Origin of the sequence: Microvirga makkahensis (assembly GCF_009830105.1) — a bacterium.
GTDB lineage: Bacteria > Pseudomonadota > Alphaproteobacteria > Rhizobiales > Beijerinckiaceae > Microvirga > Microvirga makkahensis.
In genome coordinates, this window is record NZ_WURB01000012.1 from 70,284 (window position 1) to 87,390 (window position 17,107).

Here is a 17,107-nt window from a genome sequence, read left to right on the forward strand (position 1 = left end):
GATGGGGGTGGGCGGCATTGGTCCCCAGATGGCAAAAGGTCCCATCCGGCACCTGGAATAACGGCCAAGGATCGATTTGCAGGGTCCATACGTTGTTTGCTGACCGGCGGGAAATTCTCGCTGCCACCAGAGACAGAACAGCGATGCCTCCTGCACCCTTGCCACCGCCTACAGAGACTGAGATCCAGCCTCCCCGGGTTCCAGGCCTGTCCGGACTGCTGACATTGGCAGTGGGCGTTGTCGTGCTGGCGGCGCTTTATGTCGGGCGCGAGGTGTTCCTGCCTGTCGTGCTGGCCATTCTGCTCGCCTTCGTGCTCGCTCCCTTCGTCGACCTGATGCGCAAGTGGCATCTGGGACGGGTGCCTTCCGTCATCATCGCGGTTCTGGTGACCCTCGGGATCATCGTGTCCCTCGGCGGCCTCATCGGATTCCAGCTCGCGGGCCTGGCTTCGGATATTCCGCGGTATCAGACCACCATCGAGCGAAAGGTCGGCGCTCTTCGGGAAGGAGCGCTGGGCAAGCTGCCGAACATGCTCCGCGACTTCGGCCGCCGCTTCGACGAGGCGGTCGGCGAGCAATCGCCGGTAGCGGCATCTCCATCTCCCACCAGCACGGCCGATGCACCACCGGAGGAGCCGAAGCCCTTGCCCGTGGAGGTGCATGAGCCGGAGCCGACGCCGGCACAGGTCGCACGCAACGTCCTGATCCCCCTGCTCGAGCCCCTCGCGACCACGGGCATCGTGTTCGTGGTCCTTGTTTTCATTCTCATGCAGCGGGAGGACCTGCGCGACCGCATGATCCGCCTGTTCGGTTCGAGCGATCTCCACCGCACCACAGCAGCCATGGACGACGCCGCACGGCGGTTGAGCCGCTACTTTCTCACGCAGCTGGCACTCAATGCGAGCTTCGGTCTCCTGGCCGGTATAGGCCTGTGGCTGATCGGCGTACCGAGCCCGGCCCTGTGGGGCGTCTTTGCGGCGTTGATGCGCTTCGTTCCCTATATCGGCTCCTTCGTCGCCGCCGCTCCTCCGATCCTCCTCGCCGCCGCCGTCGATCCGGGCTGGTCCATGGCGCTGATGACCTTGGCTCTCTTCGCGATCGGCGAGCCTCTGATGGGGCATGTGGTCGAACCGGTCGTCTACGGGCAGAGCACGGGCCTGTCGCCCTTCGCGGTCGTCATCTCGGCGATCTTCTGGACCTGGATCTGGGGGCCTGTGGGTCTGCTCATCGCAACGCCCCTGACCCTCTGCCTCGTGGTGCTGGGACGCCATGTGGAGAGGCTCGAATTCCTCGACGTCCTGCTGGGCGACAGGCCCGCTCTGACGCCGGCGGAGAATCTCTATCAGCGCATGCTCGCCGGCGATCCGGACGAGGCCCTGGACTCGGCGGAGGTTCTTCTGAAGGAACGCTCGCTCACATCCTATTACGACGAAGTGGCGCTCAAAGGGCTCCAGCTTGCGGCCAATGACGCGACGCGCGGCGTGCTCACCCATCGTCAGCTCGATCAGGTCAGGGACGTGATCAGGGCCCTCGTCCAGGATCTGGGTTCTCATGACGACATCGAGCCGCCGCCGCAAGAGACCGAGGATGAGCCGGTGGCATCGCCCCAGAGCCAGAAGCCTGAGATCAAGGAGCCTGCGGTCGTCGGCGAGATGCCGCACGAGGACAAGATTTCCGAGGCGTGGAAAGCGGAGGGAGCCGTCATGTGCATCGCCGGTCGCGGGCCGCTCGACGAGGCCGCCTCCGAGATGCTGGCGCAGCTCCTGAAGAAGCATGGGCTCGGAAGTCGCCTCGTGCCTCACGAGGCGGCGTCACGTTCAGCGATCTACAACCTTGACGCGTCAGGCGTGCAGATGGTCTGCATCAGCTATCTGGAGATCAGCGGCACTCCGGCGCATCTGCGCTATCTGCTGCGGCGGCTGCGCAAGAAAGTGCCCAAGGCGCCCATTCTCGTAGGCCTCTGGCCCGCGGAGGATGCGGTCTTGAAGAGCGAGACGATGCGCTCGACCCTCGGAGCGGACTACTATGTCTCGTCCATGCGCGATGCGGTGGTGCAGTGCCTGAAGGTCGCAACCGGCGAAGAGGGGCTGCCGCAAACCGTGACGACCGGTCAGGCTGCGAATGAGGCAGCGGCGGCCAAGCGCCTGCCGCTGCCCGCATGAGCTCAAGCCGCCGTTTCCGTCAGGAAGTTCTCGGCGTAGTGGCAGGCGACCTGACGGCCGTCTAGCTCGCGCAAAGCCGGGCGCTCGACCTTGCAGCGCTCCGTCACATAGGGGCAGCGGGTCGAGAATACGCAGCCCTTCGGCGGATTGAGCGGCGAGGGAAGTTCGCCCTTGAGCACGATGCGCTTGCGTCGGACACCCGTGATGCCGGGCGTGGAGGAGAGGAGCGCCTGCGTGTAGGGATGCAGCGGGCGCGCGTAGATCTTTTCCTTGGGTCCGTGCTCGACGGCATGGCCGAGATACATGACGAGCACGTCGTGAGCGATGTGCCGGACCACGCCGAGATCATGCGAAATAAAGAGATAGGCGAGACCCATCTCCTGCTGGAGATCGGCGAGGAGGTTGAGCACCTGCGCCTGGATCGACACGTCGAGCGCGGAGACCGGCTCGTCCGCCACCACCAGCTTCGGCGACAGCATCAGCGCGCGAGCGATCGCGATGCGCTGGCGCTGACCGCCGGAGAACATGTGCGGATAACGGTTGTAGTGCTCGGGACGCAGGCCAACCTTCGCCATCATCGTCCGCACCTGCTCCTTGCGCTCCGCAGAGGAGAGATCGGTGTTGATGACGAGCGGCTCCTCCAGAATCGTGCCGACCTTCTTGCGGGGGTTGAGGGAGCCGTAGGGGTTCTGGAAGACCAGCTGCACCATGCGGCGCAGCTCCTTGGCGTAGTTCGACGGCGGGTTGACCGCATCGATGCCGTCCAGGGTCAGTTCCCCTTCGGTCGGCTTCTCGATCAAGGTCACCATGCGCGCGAGGGTGGACTTGCCGCAACCGGATTCGCCTACCACCGCCAGCGTCTTGCCGGGTTCGATGGAAAACGAGATGCCGCCCACCGCCTGCAGGGCGGCCGGCTCCTTGAACAGCCCGCGCTTGACCTTGTAGATCTGCCTCAGGCCCTTGGCTTCAACAACGGGAGCGCTCACGACGCAGCCTCCGTCTTAATGGGATGATCGTGCTGGATGGCGGCGTCCCGGTCCGGATCGCCGAGCGGGTAATGGCAGCGGATGTGCCCACCGGCCCAGGGACGCAGCTCCGGCCGTACACTGCGTGAATGCTCGGTGGCATAGGCGCAGCGCGGGCTGAACAGGCAGCCTTTCGGACGGTCGTAGAGGCCCGGCACGACGCCGGGGATCGTCGCAAGGCGTCCGCCTTCGCTGCGCTCCGGCAGGGCGGCGAGCAGGGCGGCCGTGTAGGGGTGCTGCGGCGAGGCGAACAGATCCGCGGCGGAGCGTTCCTCCATGATCTGGCCCGCATACATCACCATCACGCGCTGGGCGGTGTCGGCGACGACGCCCATGTTGTGCGTGATCATGACGAGGCCCATGTTGCGCTCCTTTTGGAGCGTCATGAGCAGATCCAGGATCTGCGCCTGGATTGTCACGTCGAGCGCGGTGGTGGGCTCGTCGGCGATCAGGAGCTTGGGATTGCACGCGATCGCCATGGCGATCATCACGCGCTGGTTCATGCCGCCCGACATCTGGTGCGGGAAAGCGGAGAGGCGGCTTTCGGGCGAGGGAATGCCCACCTGCTCGAGCAGCTCGATCGCCCGGCGACGCGCGGCCTTACGGTCCATGCCCTCGTGCAGGCGCAGCGTCTCGGTGAGCTGAAAGCCGATGGTGAAGGACGGGTTCAGGCTTGTCATCGGCTCCTGGAAGATCATTGCGACGTCCTTGCCGGTGAGCTTGCGGCGATCGCGTTCGGAGATCGTCAGGAGGTCGCGGCCGTTGAAGGTGAGCTTGTCCGCCTTCACGCGGCCCGGGAAGGGGATGAGGCCCATGAGGGCCAGCATCGTCACGCTTTTGCCGGATCCGGATTCGCCCACGACGCCGAGAACCTCGCCTTCTTCGAGCTTGAGGCTGACACCGTCCACGGCACGCATGATGCCGCCTTGGGTCGGGAATTCGACCGATAGATTTTCGATTTCGACAAGAGCCATGATCAGCGCTTCAGTTTGGGATCCAGGGCGTCACGGAGGCCGTCGCCCAGAAGATTGAAGGCAAGAACGGTGATGAGGATCGCGAGGCCGGGGAAGGTCACGACCCACCACGCACGGAGGACGAACTCGCGAGCATCCGCCAGCATGGTGCCCCATTCCGGCGACGGCGGCTGTGCGCCGAGACCGAGGAAGCCGAGAGCCGCGGCGTCGAGGATTGCGGTGGAAATGCCGAGCGAGGCCTGCACGATAAGAGGGGCCGTGCAGTTCGGCAGCACTTCCTTGAACATCAGCCGTACTGTGCCGGCGCCGCTCACGCGGGCCGCCGTCACGTAGTCCTTGGAGGTTTCGGTGATCACCGCCGCGCGTGCAAGACGAACGTAGTGCGGCAAAATCACGAGGGCGACGGCGAGCATGGCGTTCATCAGGCCCGGTCCCAGCACGGCCACGATTACGATGGCGAGCAGAAGGCTCGGCAGCGTGAGGACGATGTCCATCAGGCGCATGATGAAGATCTCGGTGATGCCGCGGAAGAATCCGGCGACGAGGCCCAGCACGGTGCCGAGGGCGATGGAGATCGCCACCACGGCGATGCCGATGAGGAGCGACAGGCGCGCGCCGTGGATCATGCGCGAGAGAATGTCGCGACCGATGGGATCCGTGCCGAGCGGATAGGCGATCGATCCGCCCTCCTGCCAGAACGGCGGCTTTAGAGCGAGCGCGGTATTGGTGACGTTCGGATCGTGCGGAGCGATCACGTCCGCCAGAAGTGCGACGAGTACGACGGCCACGATGATCACGAGGCCGGCGACAGCGCCGTGATTGGCGCTGAAATAACCCCAGAATTCACGCAGCGGATGGGGAGGGGTGGCCGTCGGAGCCGCGGCGGCCGGAGCTTCCATGGTTTCAGTGGTCATCGCGTGTGCCTGATGCGAGGATTGATGAGGCCGTAGGCGAGGTCGACGAGAAGGTTCACGCTCATCACCACGACGCCGAGCAGCAGGGCGCCGCCCTGCAGGACGGGATAATCGCGGCGGAAGATGGCGTCGATGAGCCATTTGCCCACACCCGGCCAGGAGAAGATGGTCTCGGTGAGAATCGCGCCGGTGAACAATACGCCGATCTGCAGGCCGATCACGGTGATGACGGGAATGAGGGCATTGCGCAGCGCGTGCAGGGCGACGATGCGGAAGCGCGACAGTCCTTTGGCCTTGGCCGTGCGGATGTAATCTTCGCCGAGCACCTCCAGCATCGCGGAGCGGGTCATGCGCGCGATCACGGCAAGCGGCACGGTGCCGAGAACGATGGTTGGCAGGATCAGATGTTCGACCGCCGACCAGAATGCGCCTTCCTCCTCGGAGAGAAGCGTATCGATCAGCAGGAAGCCGGTGGTCGGCTCGATATAGTACAGGACGTCGATGCGGCCCGAGACCGGGGTGAGGTCGAACTGCACGGAGAAGATCAGAATGAGGATGAGGCCCCACCAGAAGATCGGCATGGAATAGCCGGTGAGCGATATGCCCATCACGCCATGGTCGAAAATCGAATTTCGTCGAAGAGCGGCGATGATGCCCGCGGGCAGGCCGATCATCAGGGCGAAGAGAATGGCACAGAGCGCCAGCTCGACGGTCGCCGGGAACAGGGCCTTGAATTCGTTCAGAACCGGCTCCTGCGTGATCATCGACTTGCCGAGATCGCCTTGCAGGACACGAGACAGATAGATTCCGTATTGAACGAAGATCGGCTTGTCGAGGCCGTATTCCTTCAGGAGCTGCTCATGGCGGGCAGGGTCGATGCCGCGCTCGCCGGCAAGGGTTTCGATCGGATCGCCCGGAACCAGGCGGATCAGGAAGAAGGCAAGCAGCGTGATTCCGAGGAAGGTCGGAATGATCAGGCTGACGCGGGTAAGAATAAATCTGAGCATTGCTTGAACGTAAAAAGGCGGAGCGGCTGAACGAGCCGCTCCGCCACAGGTTGAGTGTGAAGGCTTACTTGCCCTTGATGTCCACGCCGTAGAAGGTGTGACGGCCGAACGGCGAGAGCTTGAAGTCCACGACTTCCTTGCGGACCGGCTTCAGCTGCACGGCGTGGGCCACCGTGAACCACGGAGCCTGCTCCTTGAAGATCACCTGAGCCTGCTCGTAGAGCTTGGCGCGCTCGGCCTGATCGGTCGTGACCTTGGCCTTTGTGACGAGATCGTCGAACGGCTTGTGGCACCACTTGGCGATGTTCGATCCCGACGCGCTTTGCGCCGAGGCACAGCCCAGCAGGGTGTGCAGGAAGTTGTCCGGGTCGCCATTGTCGCCCGTCCAGCCGAGCTGAGCCATCTGGTGCTCGCCCGCCTGAGCGCGCTTGCGGTATTCGCCCCATTCGAAGCTCTTGATCTCGGCCTTCACGCCGATCTTGGCGAGGTCGGCCTGCATCAGCTCGGCGATGCGGCGGGCATTCGGGTTGTATGGGCGCTGAACCGGCATCGCCCAGAGGTCGGTCTCAAGACCGTTCGGATAGCCGGCTTCAGCCAGGAGCTTCTTGGCGGCTTCCGGGTTGTACTCGTCGTCCTGAATGCTGTCATTGTACGACCACATGGACGGCGGGATCGGGTTCTTGGCCGGAACGCCGGAGCCGAGGAACACCGCGTCGACGATGGCCTTCTTGTTCATGGCCATGTTGAAAGCCTTGCGGACGCGCACGTCGTCGAAGGGCTTCTTCGTGGTCTGATAGGCGAGATAGCCGATGTTGAGGCCGGGCTGCTCGAGAATCTGGACGTTGGGATCCTTCCGCATGGCCTCCAGGTCAGCCGGATTGGGATACGGCATGACGTGGCATTCGCCCTTCTGGAGCTTTGCCCAGCGCACGGAGGCATCCGGGGTGATCGAGAAGACGAGGTCGTCGAGTTTCGCCTTGCCACGGAAATAATCGGGGAAGGCCTTGTAGCGGATGATCGCGTCCTTCTGGTACTGAACCAAGTAGAATGGGCCCGTGCCGATCGGATCCTGGTCGATCTTCTCAGGGGTGCCGGCCTTCAGCATGGCATCGGCGTATTCCTTCGACTGAACGCTCGCCCACATCATGGCGAGGTTGGCCAGGAACGGAGCTTCCGGACGGTTCAGGGTGATGCGGACCGTGTAGTCGTCGACCTTCTCCACGGATTTCAGCAGGGCGGGCATGCCCATGTCGCCGAAGTAGGAGTGGTTCGGGCTGGTGACCCTGAAGTAAGGATTGTCTTCCTTCCACTGGCGCTCGAACATGAACACGATGTCATCGGCGTTCATGTCGCGGGTGGGTTTGAAATTCTTGTTGGAATGCCACTTCACGCCCTTGCGGAGGTGGAAGGTGTAGACCGTACCGTCAGCGGAGACGTCCCACTTCTCGGCGAGGCTCGGCTGGACTTTCGTGCCGCCGCGCTCGAACTCGACGATGCGGCTGTAGATCTGCTCGCTGGCATCGAAGGACGTGCCTGTGGTGTTGACGCCGGGATAGAAGTTCTCTGGGCTGCCTTCGGAGCAGTAAACGAGGGTTTTGGCGGCCAGCGGGGCAGCTGCCAGGAAAGCCGGAACGCAGATCGCTGCGAAAAGGGCTGATTTCTTCATTATCTTGGTCCTCTGAGACGGCATTGCACGTGGCCGTTCTGTGACGAAGTTAAGGTGCGAAGCCCCAATAATGTCAATCTGTCCCGGCAACCTTGGCTCATTTTTGGAAGAAATTTACCATTTTGTGCCGGTTCGCGCATTTTCCTTTAAGAATTCGCCGGCTTCAATTTTCCGAGATTCTACGGGATTTGCGACGCCTTTGATCACCCCGCCGTCCACAGCCGGACAATCGATGCCGGTTGCCGCCCCGAACAGGGAGCGGCGGCATAGCTTCCGTTGGGGCAAACACGGAGGAGGGGCCCGAAACGATGCGGGTCCGGGGGCCGTTCACTGACGGGTGGGGTATCTGGCTTCCATGACGGCGTTCAGGCCCACGCCGGCTTCTTTCGAAGAACCCGTGCGCTGAACGGCGCGGAAGATTTTTTCCGCATCGTCATACCGGCCGAGCCTGTAGTAGGACCAGCCTCTGATCAGCATGAGATCGGTCTGCTCCGGCACGATCCGGGCCCGCTCGCTCAGCGCCAGAATGGCTTCCACGTAGCGTCCGTCCCGATAGGCGGCGAGGGCCCGCTGCCCGAGGATGGAGGCGCTCAGCTCAATCCGCCGCCCGCCCGTCTGCGGAGTCTGGGCGGCCGCCACGGCGGCTTCCGCGGTCAGGTTCTTGCGCAGATAGGCGAGGGACTTGCCATAGGCGGCTTCCTCGCGGGTGCGGGCGCTGCCTCGGCGGATGGCCTGATCAAAGGCGTCGACGGCTTCCATGGGGCGGTCGGCTTCCATCAGGCACCAGCCGAGGGTGAGCGCCGTATCGGGAGCCAAACCCTTGGAATTGCGGGTCATGACGCAGGTCCGGTGGCCGCCCCTGCGCAGTCTCGGTTCCGCCTCCACGGTGCTGCGCTCGACGAATGCGCGCGGAGCTTCGGTTCGAACGGAGACGGAGCGAACAGAGACTTGCGGCTCTCTGTCGGCGGGCTGCAGCAATTGTCCCTGTGAAACACGCTGCCGGGATGCGCGAGGGGTGGCGCCGGCGGCAAGATCCGCAATTCGCTCCGAACGGTCGCGCCATTGCGCGACGATGGCATTGAAGTTGGCCCGGTCGTTCAGTTGCTGGGCGGACAAGGCAAGTCCATAGGCGGAGGGCTCGTCATCGGCCCTCCACTTCAGAGCCTGGCGGAACCACTCCCGGGCCCTCTGGTACTGGCCAGTGTTGTAGGAATACCAGCCGATCGCCTGAGCCCCGTCGGGAAAGCGTTGGCTCGCGACAACCGGAACGATCCTCGACACGATGCGAGCCTCGAGGCGCGGCGGCGGGTCCTGAGCCAGCAGGGCCGTTGCCACGTCGAGATAGATCTTCATGTTCGCGGGCGCCCTGTCGCGCCAGTCATAGGCGAAGGCCTCGGCTTCTACGAGGCGCTCCAGGGCGCGCAGGGACATGGCATAGCCTTCCGCCGCCTTGCCTCCGCCATTGCGATCGAGCGCCGTCTTGAACAGTTCGAGTGCGCGCGCAGGATTGCCGTGGTGATAATTGTACCAGGCCAGGACCAGCACGGGGCCGGGCTCGTCCGAGCTGCGGATCAGTCGATCGACGGTGGCGAGATCTTCCGCGGAAGCGGTCATCGTTTCGTCGTTGGCTGCGCGCTCCACGCGGCGGCGTGCCAGCTCTCCGCGGATAGAGTCGAAATTGTCGGGCTCGTCGCCGGTCTTGCGCTCGAACTGAAGCAGGTCCGCCACTTGGTTGTCCGGGAGGAGGGCAAGGGCCTTCTGCAACGTCGCCAGGCGCTCGCCGGGATTGGCGCAGTTGGTGAGGAGATAGGTGTAGACGTCCCGCGTGCGGTCGGGCTGCCCCGTCTTGGCGAAGGCCTCGGCGACGCGCCAGAGCACGTCCACGTTCATGCAGGTCAGAAGATTCGGATTCTCCGTCGCAACGGTAAGCACCGTACGCCACTGGCCGGAATCGGACGCATTGACGAGGCGCCGGCGTGCCTCGACGGTGTCGAGGGCCGTCACCAGCTCGTCCGGCGGCTTCCAGTTGGGATCGGAGCTTTGTCGCTCGGCGATGGCCGCGCGCACCTCCGCGACACGATCCTCCTTGTAGAGGTTCCACAAACGCTCGATGATCGGATCGGCCGCGACGGCCCCGGCCGAGAGCTGGGACAGGTCGCTCGGCGGCGTCCAGTTGGGATAGAGCGCGCGCAGGCGGGCGATCTCCGCGTTCACGCGACGGGTATCGCCCTGAGAGGCGAAGTAACGGAGAGCCGATTCATCCACCTGCGGCTGGTTGCTCGACGGAGCAGAGGGGGCCGTGGAAGGGGGCTGTCCCTCGGCAGGGCCTTGTTGCTGCGCGATTGCCGTAAAGCCCAGGCCGAGGACCGCAATCGTTATAGCGCTGCTAGTTAGACGCATTGCGGATGCTTTTCACCAAGCCAGGACTTCGTCATCAGGTACAGGGTCGACGGATAATAGAGCTGCGGCTGAAAGGTCTTGAGCCCTTCGGGAACAGGCGTTCCGTCCAGTGCGCAAGCCAGGGCGGCCGAGAGGATGGTATAGCCCTGGTCGGTCAGCCGCTCCCGGATATTTCCGGTCACTACATTGACGACGGCCACTCCTTCGTTTCCGGCGGACCAGCGCTGCCTGAGGGCGCGCAGCCACTCCAAATCAGTCATTCCTGCCCTGAGAAGGTAAAGTGGTATCCTTAACGAGTTGTAACCGAACTCCGGAGGAAAACCGTCGGCGGGCTTCGTCTGCATCCTGCGCTGGATGGAGATCCAGTCCGCAGGGAGCCGGATCCGGCCGGAGGTGGCCTGTTGAAGCAGGCCCACTCCCTCTCGCCAGACGCTGTTCCACTTGTATTCGGGCGCGAGGCCCGCGAGCACGGGAAAGGCTTCGAACACCCAATAGGAGAGATTGACCACGGGACCGTCCGGGCGCTCGCCTTCATTGAATCCCTCCGCACCCGGCAAAAGGAAGACGGATCCGCCGATGCGGCCGAAGGTGTTCTTGCCGATGGCCCTTGCAAGTTTCTGCGCAGCGGCCGCATACCGGGGCTCCTTCCAGGCGGTCGCCGCCTTCGCCAGCGCGTAGGCGATGAGGATGTCCCCATCGGTCGCGTTGTTGCTGTCGGTGACGCGGGGCCTGGCCGCCGGATCCCATTTCCAGGCAACGAGACCATCGTCCCGGATCAGCAGTTCGGTGAAGATAAAGGTCCAGATCTTCTCGAAGGTTACGCGGTCATTGGCGGCCAATGCGAGGAGCAGGCCGTAGCCCTGTCCTTCGCTATGGCTGATGTTGCCGTTGGCGTTGTCGACGACCCGTCCGTTGTCCTCGACGAAGCGGGAGCGATAGGCCTCCCATTCCGCGGATGGAAGGGTGCCGACCACGTTCAGGGGTTGCACGGCCAGACCCCAGGAGGGAGTCGCCGCCGGCGCGGCCGCAAGCAGTCCGGCAAGCAGCCAGGGCAGGAGCGTTGAGCCGCGTCTTGCGAAGTTTCTCATGACGGCCGCCCCAAGCGTTTGAGGAGCAGATAGGTTGCCGTTCCCAGAAGCAGGCAGAACGCCACCATGAGCAGAGCATATTGGAGAATGTTCGCCGACATCCAGTTGGCCGCGACGAGGCGCAGGTTCAGCAGAGAGAAGGGCTGCGTCTGGACGAAGTCGTAGTCCTGAATCGGCTCGATCTGCAGCTTGAATTCACGCGGATCGAGCGCGACCGCGCGGCCGGCGACCTTCGACCACAGGAGCGGGTCCGCCATGCGGGCCATTTCCTCTGTCAGTGCCTCTTCCGTGCGGGCAGTCACGAGGGTCCAGATCCCGGCTTCGGGCGTCCGGTTCTGCGCGATGAGAAGAGTCGACCGCTGCGGCGGCTCATAAGGGCTGTCGATCCGCGTTCCCAGCGACAGAGAGTTGATGGACAGGCTGAAAGTCTGCTCCATCCAGTCCTGAACCGTGCCGAGCGTCTGATGCAGGATTCCCTGCCTGCGGAAGGATTCCGACCAGCGTTTGCGGACCTCGTCGGTCGAGGCCGTGCTGCTGCGGTCGGCCGAAAGCGGCTTCAGAGTCATCGTGAAGTCCGTGCTCACGACCTGCGAGGGGGAGGATCCGGACTGGAGAGGGGTTGCCGGCCAGACGAGACGCAGGTGTTCGGAAACCCGCACTCGGCTGAGAAGACCCGATGGGATCTGTTCGACGGCGCCGATGAAGACCACGGATGCGTCATCCGCCGAGGTGGCGCTGGCGAATCGCGTCCGCATGGGAGTTCCCGCAGTGCGTGCCATGCGCGCGAGGAACGTGCCCGCGGCTGCAACGTTCAGCGCGTCGGGACGGCCCAGCACGATCGTCGTCGGGCCATCCTCGTCGGGGAAGTGACCGGTGCTCAGCACCCCGAGGTCGGGCTGGCGTCCGATGCGTCCGAAATCGGGAAATTCGAGGCTGCTGGTGTCGAAGAGGACGAAGCGGTTCGTCTCCGACAATGTCTCGCCCGGCGCGCAGCGATCATCCGCGTCGGTCAAGAGGCCCACTTCCACTGTGATGCTGTTGAGGCCTGCCTTGAAGTGCTTGAGAGGCACCCTGATGGCATGTCGCTTGACGATATCCCCGTGTGCCGTGATCACGAGCTGCGTGCTGATCATGTCGTTGACGAAGACGTTCACATGGCTGCCGGGCTTGACCGCCGCCGTGTAGGCCGCATCGACATAGAGGAGCGCCTCGCCGTATTCCGTCGCATAGAAATCCGGCGGGAGATTCATCATGAACCGGCTCTTGAGACGGCGCCCCGAGAATTCCTGGGTCGAGATGCCGAGATCCGCGAATCGGAAGGAACGGCGGCCGAATGCCGTTTGAACCTCGGGCCAATGCCAGGAGGCCGTATCGATGACGCCGGGATCGATCTTCCCTGTACTGGTGGCCTGTGCGCCGATGACGGCGATGGCCGAATCCAGATCGCTCCAGGTCGGGCCGGAAACGACGAGAGTGGAGCCGAGCGATCCCGGCTCCTGCATCATCATCGTCAGGGGCTGAGTCATGACGGTGTCCGGCACGCCCGGAACCAGCCCGCGCAATTCGCCCGCAAGCCCCATCACCACCTTGATCGTTCCCACGGGGGAGGGGCCTGGATCGGATTCGACCACCTGAACCACAGGCCGGGCATAGCGGCCGCGCAGGGCGATCAGCTGCACGAGGCGCAGCAGACGGTCGCGGATCTCGGGCCGATAGACCTTGGGCGCGACCACCCGGATCGTCGTGACACCGGAAGTGTCGACGCCGACGGCGGGGAGATCCTCGAGGCTGCGCAGGGTCTTGGTGGCGCCCTCGGCGAAAACGAGCTTGGTGGAGGCCGAATCCACATCGGTCCAAAGCTCGTAAGTGGCGGCGATGGTGCAGTCCGTCCTGTGGCGCTGTACGGCTTCAATGCGGATGAAGTTCGACCCCGCACGTAAGAGACCCGGCCGGATGGCGGCGGTCACGGACCTGATGTCCTCGGAGGATTGGACCGGCGTGTCGATGACGGTCTCGCCGTTGATCACGACCCTGAGCCGCGAGCCCTCCGGCATCACCACGACCGCGTTCTTGTAGCCGACCGCGACCGACGCGCCGCTCGTGGCCTCGTCCTGCGTCAGATGAAAGGTCCAGGACTGTGCATCGGTCTCGCCTTCGAGGCGAATGGTTTCGAACGGCAGGATCGGGCGCTCGATGCGGACGGGAGACGGGCGGTTTGGCGGGGCGGCGACAGCGGGCCTTGAATGGGCGCTCGGCGCCGATTCCCCTGGTGCCATCCGAAACGGTGCTGCGGAGTTCCGGGAGGCCGAAGGTGCGGGCGGCGGAGCCGCCGCTCCCGGTGTCGTGGGGGAAGCACGCATGTCGAACGCGGCAGGCAGAGCGCCCGATTGCGAGGGCGGCGCACCGGCGGACGGCCTGGCGGGCGTTCCGCCCATGCTGAACGGCGCGACCTGTGCTGCCGCCGTCCGTGCTCCCAGCAATTCGAAAGCGATGAGGAGGGGAATCAGAAGGGAGCGCATGACACGCCTCTATTTGAGGGCCGACGGAACCGACGGCGCCGGCGGCTTGGAGATGCCGATCCGCTGAAGGCCGAAGAGATAGGAAAGGCCTCGCCCGGTCTGGTAGAGGGAGACCATGAGAAACCACAACGTGCCGCGCAGCACGCCGATATCCTGGTGGCGGCGCTTCTGGAATGTGCTCCACTGATCCGCATTCGCGAAGACGAGATCGGCCACGAGCTTGTGGTGCTCGGGGCTCTCGATCAGGAAGCGGCAGCCCAGCAGCAGGCCCTTGTCGTCCATGCGGATCTTGCGGATCTCGACCGGCATGTGTTGGGACGGCAGTTCGGCATAGGGCATGAATTCAAGAGTGCCGAGCGCACCTTTCTTGAGGCTGGGCTCGTTGGAGGGCGCGACGTGCAGCCGCGCCCCCCCCACGGAAATGTCACGCACCGAGGCTTCGATGATCTCGTCGCCGAACAGGAATCGGCAGGTGCGATCGATACGCACGCGGTGACTCATGCGCCGCGAGGCCCGCTCCGAAACGACCCCCAATGCGCATCCCGCGATGATGAGGTTGAGAACGTTCCAAGCGCCCGTGACCAGGGTCAGGTCGGCCTTGTAGGGCTCCAGCCAAACGCGAACGCCCGTGGCGACGACGCCTAGCAACAGGACGCCGAAGATGATGAAATAGGGCGTGCCGAGTTCCGAGACGCGGCTCTCGAGCATGGACTCGCCCTTGGAGGTGACCTTGAAGGTCGGCCTCTTCGGATTGGCCATCACGGACAAAAGGGCGGGAAGCAGATAGATCGTCTGGATATATTCGTAGAGATCCGAGATCCACGGCCAGCGGTAACGGCCATAGAGATAGTTCTGCATCATGAAGTTCACCATCATATAGGTGAACGTATAGGCCAGGAACTCGCCGCCCGATGCGGTGAAGATCTCCAGCGAGAAGAACAGATAACAGAGCGGCGACAGCAGGAATACGAGACGCGAGAACGGAAAGAGCCAGAACAGGGTGCTCGACATGTACGCAAGGCGCTGCGGGAGCCTCAGTCCGCGCTTCAAGAGCGGGAAGCTGAAGCGCATGATCTGCAACATGCCCTGCGCCCAGCGCGTGCGCTGGCCGATGAAGCTCGCAAAGGTATCGGGCTGGAGGCCGGCGATCAGCGGCTTGTCCACGTACACGCTGCTCCAGCCGCGTGCATGAAGATCGAGTGCGGTCTCGCAATCTTCAGTGATGCTCAACCCGCTGAACCCGTTGGTCTCCTGCAGGGCCTCGCGCCGGAGCACGGCGGCCGAGCCGCAGAAGAAGGCCGCGTCCCATTTGTCCAGGCCCCGCTGGATGACGCCGTAGAACATTTCGTTCTCCGACGGCATGGTTTGGAAGGTGCCGAGATTGCGCTCGAGCGGATCGGGATTGATGAAGAAGTGCGGTGTCTGGACAAGGAACAGATTCTTGTCGGCGCTGAAGAATCCGACGGTCTCCTCCAGAAAGCTCCGTGCCGGGGCATGATCCGCATCGAACACGGCGACGAGGTCGCCGGTGGAATGTTCAAGACCGTTGTTGAGATTGCCCGCCTTGGCATGAAGGTTGCGCGCGCGGGTGAGATACCTGACGTCGAGAGCGGAACAGAGGGCCTGAAGCTCGGTGCGCCGTGCGCGGGCCGCCTCGGCTGCGTGCACATTGTCGGAATTGCATTTCTCGTCCGTTCCGCCGTCGTCGAGCAGCCAGACGGTGAATTTCTCCGCCGGATAACTCATGGCCTTGGCGGCGGCGAGGGTGGTGGCCAGAAGACTCGCATCCTCGTTGTAGCTCGGCACGAACACGTCGACCGTCGGCAGGTTGTTCGGGTCGATCTTCGGCGGCTTGCGCGAGGGCATCGGGCTCGACACCACGAAGAGGCTCAAGAACAGCATCATCACGCTGTACATCTCGGCGATATAGAGCAGGATCGCGGGGATGAAGTTCGTCAGCTCCGTATACGGCGGGATGGTGCTCGTGGTGCGCCAGAAGACGTAACGCAGGACGATGGCCGTCCCGAGAGCCAGCGCGATCACGCGCCAGACGCCCTGGGCGCGAAAGAACTTCAGCACGATCATGCAGGCCACCACCACGAGGCCCGCGACGAGATGTGTCTGAAGACTGATAGGAAGGGCGACCAGCAGGACGATGAGCATCGCCGCCACCGCCCATAAGGCTACGAGTGCACCCCTACGCATCTTTTAGTGTTCTCAGTCAAAATTGTTGCGCAATAAGGATCACGCATAAGCGAACGATTACTGAAGGTCCACCTTCGAATACGAAATACGATTACTATATATTTGCGTTTCTTGGTACGCTGGTGAATATTGTGTTCTGCAATGTAACTACTTTACATAGGCAAGGCTGCTGCCTCACTGCGAAGGTGGAGGGGGCACGACCGGATAGCCGGGTTGCGGGGAGGCGGCAGGTTCCTCGGCCGGAGGAAGGCTCGGCTGGGCCGGCGGCGAGGGAAGGACCGTATCCTTGTCGATGATCCGGGCCGCCGCCGGACCCGGGTCGGCACGCACCTGGATATGCCGCTTGCGTACAACGGCATGAGGGGCGGCGCTGTTCATGCCGAACGGATAAATCGGCGCGTCGACGCCGCCCAGATGCTCGGGCACCTTCGGTGGTGCCCCATAGGGGTTCCAGGAGCCGGACATGTAATAGGCCGAGATGGTAAAGCCGTACATGCTGCGCAGGAGCTGCTCCGGGGTCGCGGCTAAATCGCACAGGCGCAGGCGGACGGAAACAACCCCGCCCGGCACCAGGATGGCCGGTTCGTTGGGTTCGATCCGCTGCCACGCGTAGAGGCATACATCGCCGCTGCCGGAACGGCCGGTAGCGAAGCCGAAAGGGCCGTATTTGTTCTGCACATAGACGAGGGAGGTCTGCATCTCGATCCCGGGCAGGCGTTCCTCCATTTCTTTCCGAAGCCGGTCCTCCGTCATGGGCGGCAGGTTTAGGGCATCATCGACTTCGGATTGCGCTCCGGATCCGCTGGCGAGCGTCACGTGGAAGGCGTTCTGGCCCGGTGTCAGGGAGGCGGTCGACAGGGCAATCTCCTGCTCGATGCCATTCTGATACCTTCGCTGCAGAACCGCTACGATGGACGGGCCGCCGGGTGGCGGCACGATGATCGCCTGGGTGGCCGGGACCTCGCTCATGAGCGTGGCAAAGCCCAGCTCCGATCGGGTCGTGCACGCTGCTGCCAGGAGTGGCGCCATGAGGAGAACGGCCCTGATGCTCCTGCCGAGGCGCCAAGTCGAGCCGTTACGTGCCGCAAGCGCCGGGACGTCCAGGTCGGTCCGATCGTGGAGGCGGGAGAACGGCATGGGCGGGATC

At 63.7% G+C, this 17,107-nt stretch carries 11 protein-coding genes; 1 reads left to right on the plus strand and 10 read right to left on the minus strand.

Going from position 1 to position 17,107, the window contains the following annotated elements; genetic code table 11:
- The first annotated feature begins 143 nt into the window (after positions 1-143).
- Complete coding sequence (locus tag GR328_RS16535) at positions 144-2,162, plus strand: AI-2E family transporter (RefSeq protein WP_160885635.1); 2,019 nt, start codon at positions 144-146, stop codon at positions 2,160-2,162.
- Between the two features lie 2 nt (positions 2,163-2,164).
- On the opposite strand, the gene GR328_RS16540 is transcribed toward GR328_RS16535, so the two are convergent.
- The 10 genes from GR328_RS16540 to bcsN form a co-directional block, all read right to left on the minus strand.
- Positions 2,165-3,148, minus strand: a complete 984-nt coding sequence (locus tag GR328_RS16540) for a dipeptide ABC transporter ATP-binding protein (RefSeq protein WP_160885637.1) — start codon at positions 3,146-3,148, stop codon at positions 2,165-2,167.
- Positions 3,145-4,161, minus strand: a complete 1,017-nt coding sequence (locus GR328_RS16545) for an ABC transporter ATP-binding protein (RefSeq protein ID WP_160885639.1) — start codon at positions 4,159-4,161, stop codon at positions 3,145-3,147. The genes GR328_RS16540 and GR328_RS16545 overlap by 4 nt, the downstream gene beginning before the upstream one ends.
- Positions 4,162-4,163: 2 nt before the next feature.
- Positions 4,164-5,075, minus strand: a complete 912-nt coding sequence (locus tag GR328_RS16550; RefSeq protein WP_160885641.1) for an ABC transporter permease subunit — start codon at positions 5,073-5,075, stop codon at positions 4,164-4,166.
- A complete protein-coding gene (locus GR328_RS16555) occupies positions 5,072-6,082 on the minus strand; it encodes an ABC transporter permease subunit (RefSeq protein WP_160885643.1) in 1,011 nt (336 codons plus the stop codon). The genes GR328_RS16550 and GR328_RS16555 overlap by 4 nt, the downstream gene beginning before the upstream one ends.
- A gap of 64 nt (positions 6,083-6,146) precedes the next feature.
- Positions 6,147-7,748: an ABC transporter substrate-binding protein gene (locus tag GR328_RS16560; RefSeq protein ID WP_205790065.1), complete on the minus strand. Its 1,602-nt coding sequence runs from the start codon at positions 7,746-7,748 to the stop codon at positions 6,147-6,149.
- 327 nt (positions 7,749-8,075) lie between these two features.
- Positions 8,076-10,013, minus strand: a complete 1,938-nt coding sequence (locus GR328_RS16565; protein ID WP_160885647.1) for a tetratricopeptide repeat protein — start codon at positions 10,011-10,013, stop codon at positions 8,076-8,078.
- A gap of 125 nt (positions 10,014-10,138) precedes the next feature.
- Positions 10,139-11,236 carry a family 8 glycosyl hydrolase gene (locus GR328_RS16570; protein ID WP_160885649.1) on the minus strand — a complete coding sequence of 366 codons (1,098 nt, stop codon included), beginning with the start codon at positions 11,234-11,236 and terminating at the stop codon, positions 10,139-10,141.
- Positions 11,233-13,755, minus strand: a complete 2,523-nt coding sequence (locus GR328_RS16575; RefSeq protein ID WP_160885651.1) for a cellulose biosynthesis cyclic di-GMP-binding regulatory protein BcsB — start codon at positions 13,753-13,755, stop codon at positions 11,233-11,235. Before GR328_RS16575 ends, GR328_RS16570 begins: the two co-directional genes overlap by 4 nt.
- A 9-nt stretch (positions 13,756-13,764) precedes the next feature.
- Positions 13,765-15,960: a UDP-forming cellulose synthase catalytic subunit gene (gene bcsA / locus GR328_RS16580; protein ID WP_160885653.1), complete on the minus strand. Its 2,196-nt coding sequence runs from the start codon at positions 15,958-15,960 to the stop codon at positions 13,765-13,767.
- 174 nt (positions 15,961-16,134) lie between these two features.
- Positions 16,135-17,097, minus strand: a complete 963-nt coding sequence (gene bcsN / locus GR328_RS16585) for a cellulose biosynthesis protein BcsN (protein ID WP_160885655.1) — start codon at positions 17,095-17,097, stop codon at positions 16,135-16,137.
- Positions 17,098-17,107 lie beyond the last annotated feature (10 nt).

Bases quoted from the DNA above. Each gene is read 5' to 3' on its own strand.
- GR328_RS16550 (WP_160885641.1), bottom strand. From the start codon at position 5,075: ATGACCACTGAAACCATGGAAGCTCCGGCCGCCGCGGCTCCGACGGCC.
- GR328_RS16535 (WP_160885635.1), top strand. From the start codon at position 144: ATGCCTCCTGCACCCTTGCCACCGCCTACAGAGACTGAGATCCAGCCT.
- GR328_RS16555 (WP_160885643.1), bottom strand. From the start codon at position 6,082: ATGCTCAGATTTATTCTTACCCGCGTCAGCCTGATCATTCCGACCTTC.
- bcsN (WP_160885655.1), bottom strand. From the start codon at position 17,097: ATGCCGTTCTCCCGCCTCCACGATCGGACCGACCTGGACGTCCCGGCG.
- GR328_RS16560 (WP_205790065.1), bottom strand. From the start codon at position 7,748: ATGAAGAAATCAGCCCTTTTCGCAGCGATCTGCGTTCCGGCTTTCCTG.
- bcsA (WP_160885653.1), bottom strand. From the start codon at position 15,960: ATGCGTAGGGGTGCACTCGTAGCCTTATGGGCGGTGGCGGCGATGCTC.
- GR328_RS16545 (WP_160885639.1), bottom strand. From the start codon at position 4,161: ATGGCTCTTGTCGAAATCGAAAATCTATCGGTCGAATTCCCGACCCAA.
- GR328_RS16570 (WP_160885649.1), bottom strand. From the start codon at position 11,236: ATGAGAAACTTCGCAAGACGCGGCTCAACGCTCCTGCCCTGGCTGCTT.
- GR328_RS16575 (WP_160885651.1), bottom strand. From the start codon at position 13,755: ATGCGCTCCCTTCTGATTCCCCTCCTCATCGCTTTCGAATTGCTGGGA.